The organism is Streptomyces chiangmaiensis (genome assembly GCF_036281785.1).
Classification (GTDB): Bacteria; Actinomycetota; Actinomycetes; order Streptomycetales; family Streptomycetaceae; genus Streptomyces; species Streptomyces chiangmaiensis.
Genome location: NZ_JAYWVC010000221.1, coordinates 1 through 12442 on the forward strand (window position 1 = coordinate 1; position 12442 = coordinate 12442).

Consider the following 12442-nt stretch of genomic DNA (forward strand, 5'->3'; position numbering starts at 1 on the left):
CCAGCTCGGTCTCCCCCTCACCTTTGACCATACGGAGAAGTAAGGAGTGCCGGACATGCGCTGGTGGTCGTCGCTGGTGGCGACCGGCCGGGAGGGGCAGCGCCTCCAGCGGGCGTTCGCCGCCCCGTCGGTGATCGCACGGGCCATACTGGCCGCGCTGCTCGCCGGTATCCTCGGCCTGCTGCTGAACGACCCGGTCGCCGGGGCCATGGCCAGCGTCGGTGCGGTCATCTCCGGCATCGGCACGATAATAAGTTCACAGCGGCACCGTGTGGTCAACGCGCTCGGGATGGCCGCGGCCCTCAGCGCGATGGCGGTGCTGGGGGCCCTGGTGAACGGCCGCACCTGGCTGTACCTGCCGGTGCTCGCGGTCGTGGCGTTCGCCGCCGGGCTGTGGTGGACGCTGGGTCGTGCCCCCGGCCTCCGAGGTTACCTCTCGGTCCTCGGGCTGATAATCATGGCTGATCTCGCTCCCGGCGTGCACGCTGGCTTGGTCATGGCCGGGTGGGTCGCGACCGGGACCGGACTCATCGTGGTGGTGCAGCTGCTCCCGCCGTACCGTCCGCGGTACGGCGCTCAGCGCCATGCCCTGGCGGCCCTGTACCAGTCACTCGCCAAGACCTCGGTCACGGCCGACTCCACCGCCGTGGGCCCGTCCGCTCCGTTCACGGCGGCCCGGCAGGCCCTGGACCTGCTGCCGCAGTTCAGCCGGCCGGCGGCGGCGGCCATGTTCGGACTGCTGGGAGAGGCCGAGCTCATCCGTCGCGCGCTGGAGACCGTGCGGCTGACGACACCCGAGGCGGTAGCGGCCGGGAACCAGGAAGCACTGGCCGCCGCTGCGCAGGTGCTGGACAGCATCTCCCGTACGGTGGCCTCCGGCCGCGAGCACCGCACCCCCGAGGAGGTCTGGACGCTCCTGGAGTCATGGGCGGCCGCCTCGCCTGTGCGTGCCCCGCGGGACCTGGCCGCGCGGCTGCGGCCGGCCGAGCGGCTGGCCCGGCGCTCGGCCGAGGACCGCCTCGGCGATGTGCTGGAACCCCACTGCGAGGTGCCGGGCCTGTACGCGGGCACCCCCGGCGTGGCACGCACCGCCCGGCGGATCCGGGCGCAACTACGTCCCCAGTCGCCGATCTTCCGCCACGCGGTGCGGCTCGTGGTGGGCGTGGTGGTCGCCGAGGTCATCGGCCGGTCGATCGGCGGGTGGGACGGGCTGGGCATCTCCGCGCACGGCTACTGGGTGACCCGGAGCACCATATTGGTGCTCTTCCCCGGGTACGGGCACACCATCGCCCGCGGCTGGGGACGGGCGACCGGGACCGTGCTGGGCGGCCTCCTCGCCTGGGCGCTGTCCCTGCCGCACTGGTCGCCCACCGGCCTCGTGGCCGCGTCGGTGGTGCTGGCGGCGGCCGTGTTCGTGTTCCAGCGGACCGGACAGCTGATGCTCAACCTATGTCTGACCTGCTGGATCGTCTTCGTGATCCACCACGGCGGCGGGCTGCCCGGGCCCACGGCGTGGGCGCGCTCCGCCGACACCGTGGTCGGCGCCGCGCTCGCCGTCCTCCTTTTCCTGGTCTGGCCGACCTGGTCCACCCGGCGGCTGCCGGGCCTGCTCGCGGAGTGGCTGCGGGTGCAGGACCGGCTGCTCCCCGAGCTGCTGACTGGCTATGCCGACGTCGGAGCGACCGATCCGGCGGCCGTCGACGAGCTGCGGGCGCGATCACGGCAGGTCAGGGAGCACCTGGAGACCGCGGTGAAGGAGTCGCACGCCGAACCGGCCCAGCGCCACAGCCCGTGGTCGACCGCGCAGCTGGAGCAGATCAGCACCCAGGTGTCCATGGTCGCCGGGTGCGTCACCCTGCTGCACGAACACCTGCCGCGAACTCCGCACGACACCGTGCCGGAGCTGACCGAACTGGCCGATCCGATGCACGAACACCTCTCCGCCCTGGCCCGGTCCGCCGCCGGAGCCGAGCCCGTGGCCCCGGGAGCACTGCGGTCGGTGTTCGGCTCCTTCACCGCCCGCTCCGGCCTGCCGGCCGAGCTGTCCTACGGTTCCGACAGAGCCGTGACCAGCCACGCCGTCGCCCTGAGCGCCGCAACCGTCGACGCCGTCGAGGCCCTCACCGTCACCATCGCCTCCCGCCACCGCCGTCACGCGGGAGGCCTGAAACCCCGCAAGGCCACTGCCCACTACGACGCAGGTCTCCATGCCGGGAGGTGAGGGGCGCGGCTTCGCAGGCCCTGGCAGGTCCACAAGCCTGCCCGATCCGCGGGCCAGCGTAAGGGGCCGTGATCACTCGCGCCCAAAGCAGCTCCGTAAGTTGTTAGGCGGCCCGGGAGGGCCGGATGTGGCTGCTGTGTCCTTGCCTTCAGTGGCTTCACAGGAGTGGCCGTCCGGCTCTCTGGGGCGCCCTGGCTGCTGATTGAGATGTGCGCGCCGTGTGCGGTCGCTGATTACGGAGATGACAGCGGGGTGTTCCTCGGGCCGACGGCATGCCGTGCGGAACGAGGAGGGGCGAGTGAGCGAGCGGAAGACTCAGGTCTGGGCCGGTATCGACGCGGGCAAGGGCCATCACTGGGCTGCCGTGGTCGACGAGACCGGTACGACCCTGTGGTCGAAGAAGATCGACAACGACGAGTCGACGATCCTGACCGCACTCGGCGAGATCCTGGACCTGGCAGACGAGGTCCGCTGGGCGGTGGACATCTCGGGCACGTCCTCCGCGCTGCTGCTGGCATTGCTCGCAGCCCACGGCCAGCAGGCCGTCTACGTGCCCGGCCGCACGGTCAACCGCATGTCCGGCGCCTACCGCGGCAAGGCGAAGACGGATGCCCGCGACGCCTACGTCATCGCCGAAACCGCCTGACACCAACGGGACTTCGCCGCCATCGACGTGCCCGCGCAGCTGGCCGCCGCCCTCGCGCTGCTGACCGCCCACCGCACCGATCTAGTGGCCGACCGGGTGCGGTGATCAACTGCCTCCGCGACGTGCTGACCGGCGTCTTCCCGGCCCTGGAACGGGCCTTCGACTACAGCAGCCATAAGGGCGCGCTGGTCCTGCTGACGGGCTACCAGACTCCGGCCAGCATCCGCCGCCGCGGCCGGACGCGGCTGACAGCCTGGCTGGCCAACCGCGGCGCGCGTGGCGCCGACGCGGTGGCCGCGACCGCGCTGGCGGCGGCCCAGGCCCAGCAGTCCGCGCTGCCCGGCGAGGACGTCGCCGCGCAGATCGTCGCCGACCTGGCCATGCAGATCCTCGCCCTGGACAACCGGCTCAAGCGCGTAGACCGGCAGATCAGCGAGACGTTCCGAAGCCACCCTCAGGCCGAGATCATCGAGTCCATGCCAGGCATGGGACTGATACTCGGTGCGGAGTTCGTCGTCGCCGCGGGTGACCTGACCGCTTACGCGGCCGGCCATCTCGCCTCCGCGGCCGGGCTGGTGCCCGTCCCACGCGACTCGGGCCGCCGCACCGGAAACCTGCACCGGCCCAAGCGTTACAGCCGTCGCCTGCGCCGGGTCTTCTACATGTCCGCGCAGACCAGCATGATGCGCGAGGGGCCGAACCGGGACTTCTACCTCAAAAAGCGCGGCGAAGGGCTCAAGCACGTCCAGGCCGTCATCGCCCTGGCCCGCCGACGCGCCAGCGTCCTGTGGGCCCTCCTGCGCGACAACCGGGTCTTCACCCCCGCCCCGCCGGTCACGCAAGCGGCTTGACTGCGTCATTGAGACTCCCGGCCAAAGTCGCTACACCGACCTAGCTTCTGGCTACGCCTCGTGTCGATCGCCTTCAGAAGATGGTGGGCTCGGTCGTCGGCGGCGAAAAGAACATTCCAGAGAGGGTTCACCACAAGTTTCCACAGTGCGTGGAAATGGCTGTAATACGATGATTGGAGCTGTGGGGGTGCTCACTCGACGATCGCGAGGGAGCGACAGGTGGACTCCTCGGACGAACTCCTTCGGCGGGCAGAACCGTCGGCTCTGTTGCACCCGAATGGCATCGTCCGCTCCCTGAACGACGCGATGGCCTCAGCGCTCGGCAGGTCGGAGGAGCAGTGTGTAGGTCGATACGTAGGGGAGCTGGTTCCCGACAGTCAGCGGAGCGTGGTCGAGCGCATCGTGGCCCACGCGCGCAAGCAGAGCGTGGCGATGCGGGTGCTGGAGCTTCCCAGGCCGGGAGGGGCGTCTGTAGTCACCCTTGTCGAGGCGCGGCCGACGACTGCCACCGGGGGCGAGCATCTGGTGTGGGTGCACTCGCTGAACGTGCAGAACGACCTCGGCAGCCTGCTGATCCCGTTCCGGCTGTCGGCGAGGTCATCCGGCCTCGGCGTGTGCGCATACCGGCCCCAGATGCATGAGTTCGAGTGGCTGGGAGGCGCAGCCAGCGTGGGCGCATTGTTCCCGGAGGCCTCGGTGCCTTTGCCCTGGGTGGTCCGGCACGTCCACCCGGATGATCGGGGTTCCCTGCGACGGCTCCTGACCTCGGACGCCCCCCAGGACGCTTGGACCAGCTTGCGGTTCCGGAGCGAGCACGGTGACTGGTACCAGCTAGCCTGCCAGACCCGTCGGATCCAGCTGGACTATGACGGCCCTGAGCAGGTCTTCGGGATGATCCGCGACGACACCCAGCACGAGGCTCACCGAAAGGAAATGCTGGCTGCGCTGGGGGCCGAGCGGAGCCGCGTCAAGATGATCGCCGGATTCTCCTCCGCCCTCATCACCACTGCCACCGAGCAGGAGCTGCAGCAGGTCGTTCTGACACGGCTCGCCGCGACCTTCGGCGGTACCGGCGCGGCGCTCGCGCTCGTCGACAACGAGCGCCTCTTCGTCTCCTCGGATGCCGGCCTCCCGACGTGGCACGCCGACACTCTGTATTGCGTGGCGCTGGATGAGCAGCGCCCACTGTCCCATGCGATCCGCACCGGCGATCCGCAATTCATCCCCAATCGAGAGGAACTTCTCCGTCGTTGGCCACACGGAAGCGCAGCGCTCTTGCCGTGGCCCGGCCCCGACGCCGCTATGTCGATCACACCCCTCGGCCCCGCCGGCGACCGGCCCCTCGGGGCCTGGGTGGTGACCTACGACAGCGAGCACCGCCCGTCCCGGGAGGAGAACGCCTTCGTGACCACACTGGCGGAGCTTGCAGGCCAAGCACTGGGGCGCATCAGAGCGCAGCAGGCCCGCGTCGAGCTGGCCGCGGCGGTCCAACGGCACATGCTCCCGACGCTGCCCGAGCGCCTGCCCGGCCTGGAGGTCGCCGCCCGCTACCGGCCCTGCCGTACCGGGCTCGACATCGGCGGAGACTGGTACGACGCCTTCCTCATGCCCGACGGTGCCGTGGCCCTGGAGATCGGCGACGCCCAAGGGCACGACGTCGATGCGGCTGCCTTCATGGGACAGGTGCGCGGCTCCTTGCGCGCGATCGCCGCGCACGAGCCGAACCCCGGAACCGTCCTGACGAACGCCAATCAGCTGCTCGTCGAGATGGACGCACCACGGTTCGCCAGCTGCACCATGCTGCACATCGATCCTCGCGACGGACAGGTCACCGGCGCCAGCGCCGGCCACGTGCCCCTGATGTGCGCACACGACGACGGCAGTCACGACATCCGCCGGCTGCCAGGCGGTCCGGTCCTGGGAATCCTGCCGGACGCCGACTACCCACAGGAGGCCTTCACCCTGGCCAAGGACACTACGCTCGTCATGGTCACCGACGGAGTGGTCGAAGGGCCGGACCTCTCGCTGGACGCCGGACTGAAGCGAACAGGCACATTGGCCGCCCAAGCCCTCCGCGACGGACTGAGCGCAGAAGAGACCGCTGACCGAATCCTCGACGGCGCAATGGCGATGAAGCACGCCGACGACCTCGCCGTGCTGGTCGTCCGACGCACATGATGAACTCCCGTGATCAAGCTCCTTTGACGTGCCCCCTTGCGTGCCCGATCGGGCAGACACGGACGGGGAGCATCGGCAAGAGCCTCAGGCTCGTGCCCGCGGCGTGCCCGATTCAGCGGGATCTCTCGGAGATTCACGGGGAACAGCGGCGACAGCCGCACTCCGGCCAGGTCAGGGACTTGGCGGGTCAGCCGCGATCCGCATACGACGTCGTCCAGACTAGGGATGTGGCACCGCGGCTAATCCAGCGCCGGCCACCATCGCATCCGTCAGACACCCATATCCGACAACGTGACAGTGCCCGATCTACAGCTGCCGTGCTTTTGCTCGCCGGCTTCCCGGGATGCGCGGCGGCACGGTGTGACTGCTGCGGTCACACCGCTATGAGCAACACGATAATTCCGTTGTCCGGTATCCGTGATTACCGTTCTTCACGGTGCCCGCTCAGGGCGTAGAGGGACGTGACACTGGCGGACACACGCACCACCGAGCCGCTGCACGGTGTGCGGGCCCTTCACCACTCGAGCGTGGCCATGGGCCCACCTACGCGGACCGGGTCCTCTGAGATCTGGGTGCCGACCTCATTGAGATCGAGTCTCCCGTGAAACTCCTGCGTGTGAGCGAGTACCGAAACATACCGGGCATGGCCCCGCTGTACCTGGACGTCAGCCGTACTAAGCGAAGTGTGACGGACCAGGTCGTCGCCCAGGTCGAGGAGACGTAGGGCGCCGGCCCGCAGGCAGTCGAACGGCCGGGCGACCGCCGCCACCGGCGCATAGGCGCCGTCGGCGCAGCCCTCGACTCCAGTTGTGCCACCGCAGAAGGAGCAATGTGATAAAGACCCCGAACCAGATTGATCGGCTGCTGGCCCCGCCCGCAACGAACGATGACTTCGATCCGCACCTGCATCTGCGTGAACTCCTGGCCACCGTCGACCTCAGCGAGGCAGACGCCGGCGGCGCCGTCGACTTCATCGGCGCCGACCCGATCCTGCCCGGCGCGCTCCGTCTCGCCGGCGGCACCGCGATCGCTCTCGCGGCCAAGTCCGTGGCCATTGCCAAGATCTGGCAGATGCGCGGTGGCCGCGGCCAGGACATCGCCATGGACCTGCGGGTCGCCCCGCACCGACTGTGCCCCTTCTACGACCAGAAGTGGGAGCTCCTCAACGGCTACCCGATGAACGATCCTGCCCGGATCGACGACGCGTTCGCAACCAATGCCTTCTACCGCACGGCAGATGACCGTTGGGTGCATCCGATGGGCCCCTATCCCAAGCTCCGCAACGACACCGCCGCCCTCCTCGGCGTTCCGGAGCGGGTCGAGCAGGTCGCCAAGGCCATCGCGACGTGGAAGGCCGACGACCTGGAGCAGGCCGGCGAGGAAGCCGGCGTGATCATGCCGATGCTGCGCACGACCGAGGAGCTGATCGCCACCGAGCAGTACCGTGATGTCCTCGATTCGATGCCGCCGGTCGTGGTCGAGAAGATCGGTGACTCGGCCCCCGAGCCGTTCGCGCCCGATGCCGTCACGCCGCTGGACGGCATCCGGGTGCTGGGCCGGGCGCACATCATCGCCGGCGCCGGCGCGGGCCGCGCTATGGCACTGCACGGCGCCGACGTCCTCAACGTCTGGGACCCCGACGAGTACGAGATACCGCGGCTGTACTGCACCTCGAACATCGGTGTCCGATCGACGATGCTTGATCTGCACCGTCCCGAGGACGCCGAGGTCATGCGCGGCCTGCTGCGCGATGCGGACGTGTTCTACGCCAACCGCCGTCCCGGCTACCTCGCCCGCCACGGCCTTGATGCTGCCAACGCCGCCCAGATCAGGCCCGGCATCATCCACGCGAGCGTCAACCTCAACGGAGAGACCGGTCCGTGGGCCAACCGGGTCGGCTTCGACCAGACCGCCGGCAGCCTCACGGGCGTCATGCTCAAGGAAGGCGACAACGGCGTCCCAAGCCTGCCCGCGGTGCCTGTCGTCAATGACTACGTCACCGCCTGGTTCCTTCAGCTCGGCATCCTCCACGCCCTCATCCGGCGTGCCACGGAGGGCGGTTCGTACAAGGTCACGGTGTCCCTCACCCGCACCGCGCTGTGGATGCTGCAGCTCGGCACCTTCGACAAGGCGTACTCCGCCGAGATCGCGGGGAAGGCGCCCGGTCACGAGTATCTCGACCCCGAGACGTTCACCGCCGGCACTCCGCTCGGCCGCTACCGCGGCGTCACCGAGCAGATTCGGATGTCGCAGACCCCGGGCTACTACACCTACCCGCTGATCCCGCGCGGCTCCCACCGCCCCGAATGGCGGTGACCCGATGACAAACAGCGTTCTGGCCCTCGGCATCTTCACCGGGCGCATCCTGAAGGTCGATCCCCTCACCGGCGTCGTCGAGATCCTCACCGTGCGGACCGGCGCCCGCCCCGACGGCATCGTCGTGGTCGGCGACACAATCTACTGGACCACCATGGGTGAGCCGCTCGCCCGATCCGAACTCGGCACCGGTGAGGCCGCCGAGGACTACAGTCGGCACAACGGGGGATTGCATGCCTTGGCCGTCGATGGGCGTGCGGACTGCACGCCCCGAGACATCGTCGCGACCGGGGTGATCACCACGGGCAAGCAGCTCACCAGCGACGGCACCTGGCTGTACTGGGGGGACCGTGAGGGCTGCCGGGTCACCCGCGCCCGCCTCGACGGCAGCGACCTGACCGACCTCGTCGTCAACGATCGTAGCCGCGGGATCCTCGACCAGTGTGTCGGCGTTGCCGTCGACACGACCGCCGGTTACCTGTACTGGTCCGTGAAAGGGCCTGCCAAAGGCGGCCAGGGACGCATACTGCGTGCGCCGTTGGCCTTGGCGCCAGGGGAGAGCCCGAAGCAGCGCAGCGACATCGAGGTGCTGTGGGACGGCCTGCCCGAGCCCATCGACCTGGAGCTCTGGGACGGGTACCTCTACTGGACCGATCGCGGTGCCCCGCCGGCCGGCAACACCCTGAACCGAGCGCCGATTCCCGCGTCAGGGTGCCGCAGCACGCCACCCGAGATTCTCGCGGACGGGTTCTGCGAGGCCATCGGCCTGGCCATTGACCACGCCGCAGGATGGATCCATGTCAGCGACCTCGCCGGCACCCTCCGGCACGTCCCACTCCCTGGAGGACCGGCCGCGGGGAAGGAACCGCGGACCCACTCGCTGGGCGAGGCGCTCACCGGCCTCGCTGTCCTGGGCCATGCACCGCTCAACGTCGAAGACCCCGATCGCACCGGGTCGAGTTGCGGGGCTCCAGTCGACTTGAAGATCTTGAAGTAAACGTACCAAGGTGGTGTATTCCATGTCTGTTGTTGTCATTGTGGGTGCCGGAGTCATCGGCCTGTCTTGGTCCCGGCTGTTCGCCGACCATGGGTGGGAGGTCCGACTCAACGACCCCCGCTCCGACTTGCGCGACCTGGTCGCGCAGCATCTGGCTGGCGTTGCGGTCGATGTCGCCCCCGACCTTGCCGCCGCGCTCGAAGGCGCCGACTTCGTGCAGGAGGCGGGTCCAGAGCGCATCGAGATCAAGCGCGAGCTCTACGCCACGCTCGCCACCCATACCCGCCCAGACGTCGTTCTCGCCTCGTCGAGTTCAAGTCTGCTGCCGTCCGCGATCGCCGAGGGCAACCCGGCCGCGGATCGGATCCTCATCGGCCACCCGTTCAACCCGCCGGAGCTGATGCCGCTGGTCGAGGTCGTCCCAAGCTCTGCCACCAGCGCGATCGCAATCGAACGGGCCGTCGATGTCTACCGGAGCTTGGACAAGCTGCCGATCAGGCTCAAGAAGGAGATCCCTGGATTCGTCGGCAACCGGCTCCAGAAGGCCTTCGCCGACCAGGCCACCTACCTGGTCCAGGAGGACGTCATCACCGCCGGTGACCTGGACGAGCTCGTCAAAGCGTCTCTCGGGCTGCGTTGGGCCACCATCGGGCCCTTCGAGTCCCGACACCTCGGCGGCGGACCGGGTGGCATCCGCCACGTCATCGCTCACATCGGCTCCCAGATGACGTTCGAGATCGGCGCCCCAGACCCCACCAAGACCGACCAGGTCATTGCCCAGGTCGAGGAGACGTACGGCGCCGGTCCGCAGGCCTACGAACAGCTGGCTGCCCGCCGCGACCGGCGTACCCGCGCCGTAAGCGCAGCCCTCACCGCCAGTGACGCCGCCGCAGAAGGAGCGGGGCCATATGGGCCCGCTGGATCGAACTCCTAAAGCGGTGTCGCAAGTTCGAATCCTGCCGGGGGTACAGACCTTGCCGCGCCCATGAGGGCTGGGGCTGTCAAGGCGCATGGTGCCCCGCCCCGGCGTTGCGGTGTACTGGCGCCCGGCTCGTAGGCGCGTCGGGGGTCTTCAGTGGCTGTGGCCGGACGGGGTGGTCTGCCGTGGCGTCGCAGGCCTGCACGGCACTGGGCAGACGTACACCGTGATTCCGCCGGCCGATGCAGAGACGTGGTCCCACTGGACCGGCTTGCCCTGGATCGGCTTGTCGCAGCGTGCACAGATCTTCATCGCCGGGCCTCCCGCATAAGGCGGCGCAGCGCCACGCCGTTGTCGCAGCTGCCGGCTTCGGCGACGCACAGATCGCAGCCGGGCGCGTGGTCGTGCAGGGCTCGGAACGCGGCCTGCACAGTGCAGGGGCGGCAGCCGCGGGGGAACACCGTGACGTGGCTGTCCAGGACCCTTATCCGCCGCTCGCCGAGGTCGACGGCGGTCTCTGCAGTGAGGGAAGTCCCGCACCATACGCACGCGGCGCCGCGCTGCTGCTGCTCGCTCAGGTCGCCCACGCCAGGAAGCGGGAGCGCAGCCCTCCCCCATGTGGGGCGGTGTCGGTAGCCTCTTTCATGCTGACCTGCTCTCATCAGGTTGGCCACGCCCCCGGGCCCTGCCAGGCCGCGGGGGTCCACTGATTCCGAAACTACTCCTAGGGGGTAGTGCACCCCTTCTACAGATCGCGAGCCATGGGGGCGCATGCCTACGGTGCACTCGTGATCGACGAGTGGGCAGAGGACAGGCCGAAGTGGGAGCAGATCGCCGACGTAATCCGGCAGCGGATCGCTGACGGCACCTACCCGCCGCGGTCCCGCGTGCCCTCCGTGCAGCAGCTGGTCAATGAGACCGGCGTCGCTGTCGACACCGCTCAGAAGGTCTTGGCCAACCTGCGGGAAGAGGGCGTCATCTACACCGTGCGAGGCCTCGGCTCGTTTGTCGCCGAGCGGGAGTAGCCAAGTGCCGAGGGCTGCAAGGCCTCAGCAGCGAATCCTCAGGTCAGACGCCCTCGCCCAGACGGGTTTCCGCTCAGGAGCGGCAGTCAGGCAAGATGGGGCGTTTCTTGCCCGCTGGCAGGTCACTGCGCTCATTCCGCAGTGACCTGCGCCTGTCCGCTACCCGTAATCACCAGGCTTACGCGGCATCGGCAGCCTCCTCCCGGCACCGGCGGACGACGGCGCGGCGGCCGCGGCTGGCCTCGATCAGGCCGTCCTTCTTGAGCTGTGCGAAGGCGCGGTGCGCGGTGGCGACGGAGACGCCGTGGGCTTGGGCGATGTCGGCGACGGTGGGGGTCTCCTCGCCGGGCGGCAGGGTGCCGTCGGCGATGGCTGCCTTGAGTTCCTCGGTGAGCTCTTCCCAGGGCGCGAGCCTCCGCGTCTGGGCGGAATCAGCCTTGACCACGCGGCCGGGCAGAAGCCCTGGCGAGGATTCCGGGCGGGCCACGACTGCTGCCTCGCACTGGCCGCAGAGCGCTTCGGCCCCGTCCTCGGTGACGACGAGCATGGCCCACACCGACTCGTTGCCGCACTCGCACGCCAGGCGCAGCCCGTTGACGGTGGTGGTCACGGGCCGCTCGGTGAGCAGGGCCTCGGGGACCGGCAGCTGCTTGGCGAACATGGTCACCGCCTGGCGGTCGGCGGTGGCCAGGAAGGCTGCGTAGTACTTGAGGGTGGTTGCGCCTCCGTTGCCGTGACCGACGCGGCCGGCGACAGTACGGACGTCGGCGCCGCCGCCGAGCAACTCAGTCACGTTGTACGCACGCAGGTCCTTCAGACGGTGGGTGTGGATCTGCAGCCTCTCGGCCAGGCGGCGGTAGCGCTGGGTGACGCTCGGGGGCAGCAGGGGGATGGAGGAGTCGGCCTCATGGGAGAAGACGAAGGCGTCGCGAGCCAGTTCGCCGCCGAGTGCCCTGCAGCGCTCTTCCGCCCGTGCGCGGTGGGCCAGAAGGACGGAACGCGTGATCACGTCGATGGACTGCTTGCGGCGCTGGTGGGTCTTCGTGTCCTTGATGCGTCGGCGGTTGTTGGAGTGCTTCACGAAGAGTTCGAGCCGGTCGACGTTGATGTCGCACCAGCGCAGGGCGCACATCTCACCCCGTCGGGAGCCGGTCACCATCGTCATGAACAGGAACGTCCCCCAATCCAGGTCCCGTTGCCAGGCGGTGTTGAGAACGAGGGCTGCTTCTTCGGGAGTCGGCGGGTCAGGATTGGGGCGCGGCTGTGCGGGCGGCTCGGCGAGGGCGGCG

Annotated in this window: 8 protein-coding genes and 1 pseudogene; 7 read left to right on the top strand and 2 right to left on the bottom strand. The window is 69.2% G+C overall.

The window, feature by feature from the left end; translation table 11 throughout:
• Positions 1–55: 55 nt before the first annotated feature.
• From VXC91_RS36740 to VXC91_RS36765, 6 genes and pseudogenes are all read left to right on the top strand, one after another.
• Entirely contained in the window at positions 56–2221 is a 2166-nt protein-coding gene (locus VXC91_RS36740; RefSeq protein ID WP_329511692.1) for an FUSC family protein, read from the top strand.
• Between the two features lie 298 nt (positions 2222–2519).
• Positions 2520–3718, top strand: a pseudogene (locus tag VXC91_RS36745) (IS110 family RNA-guided transposase).
• 219 nt (positions 3719–3937) lie between these two features.
• Positions 3938–5896, top strand: a complete 1959-nt coding sequence (locus VXC91_RS36750; RefSeq protein WP_329511693.1) for a SpoIIE family protein phosphatase — start codon at positions 3938–3940, stop codon at positions 5894–5896.
• 831 nt (positions 5897–6727) lie between these two features.
• Positions 6728–8212, top strand: a complete 1485-nt coding sequence (locus VXC91_RS36755; RefSeq protein ID WP_329511694.1) for a CoA transferase — start codon at positions 6728–6730, stop codon at positions 8210–8212.
• 4 nt (positions 8213–8216) lie between these two features.
• Complete coding sequence (locus VXC91_RS36760) at positions 8217–9209, top strand: SMP-30/gluconolactonase/LRE family protein (RefSeq protein ID WP_329511695.1); 993 nt, start codon at positions 8217–8219, stop codon at positions 9207–9209.
• Positions 9210–9231: 22 nt separating this feature from the next.
• Positions 9232–10143 carry a 3-hydroxyacyl-CoA dehydrogenase NAD-binding domain-containing protein gene (locus VXC91_RS36765; RefSeq protein ID WP_329511696.1) on the top strand — a complete coding sequence of 304 codons (912 nt, stop codon included), beginning with the start codon at positions 9232–9234 and terminating at the stop codon, positions 10141–10143.
• Positions 10144–10436: 293 nt separating this feature from the next.
• On the opposite strand, the gene VXC91_RS36770 is transcribed toward VXC91_RS36765, so the two are convergent.
• A complete protein-coding gene (locus VXC91_RS36770; RefSeq protein ID WP_329511697.1) occupies positions 10437–10715 on the bottom strand; it encodes a hypothetical protein in 279 nt (92 codons plus the stop codon).
• A gap of 201 nt (positions 10716–10916) precedes the next feature.
• Between VXC91_RS36770 and VXC91_RS36775 the strand changes: the two genes are divergently transcribed.
• Positions 10917–11153 (top strand): GntR family transcriptional regulator, encoded by a 237-nt coding sequence (locus VXC91_RS36775; RefSeq protein WP_329511698.1) that lies wholly within the window; start codon positions 10917–10919, stop codon positions 11151–11153.
• A 178-nt stretch (positions 11154–11331) separates the two neighbouring features.
• On the opposite strand, the gene VXC91_RS36780 is transcribed toward VXC91_RS36775, so the two are convergent.
• On the bottom strand, positions 11332–12442 hold a 1111-nt coding region (locus VXC91_RS36780; protein WP_329511699.1), incomplete at its 5' end, for a GntR family transcriptional regulator.

Coding starts and splice junctions, on each gene's coding strand:
- VXC91_RS36740 (WP_329511692.1), top strand. CDS start 56: ATGCGCTGGTGGTCGTCGCTGGTGGCGACCGGCCGGGAGGGGCAGCGC.
- VXC91_RS36760 (WP_329511695.1), top strand. CDS start 8,217: ATGACAAACAGCGTTCTGGCCCTCGGCATCTTCACCGGGCGCATCCTG.
- VXC91_RS36765 (WP_329511696.1), top strand. CDS start 9,232: ATGTCTGTTGTTGTCATTGTGGGTGCCGGAGTCATCGGCCTGTCTTGG.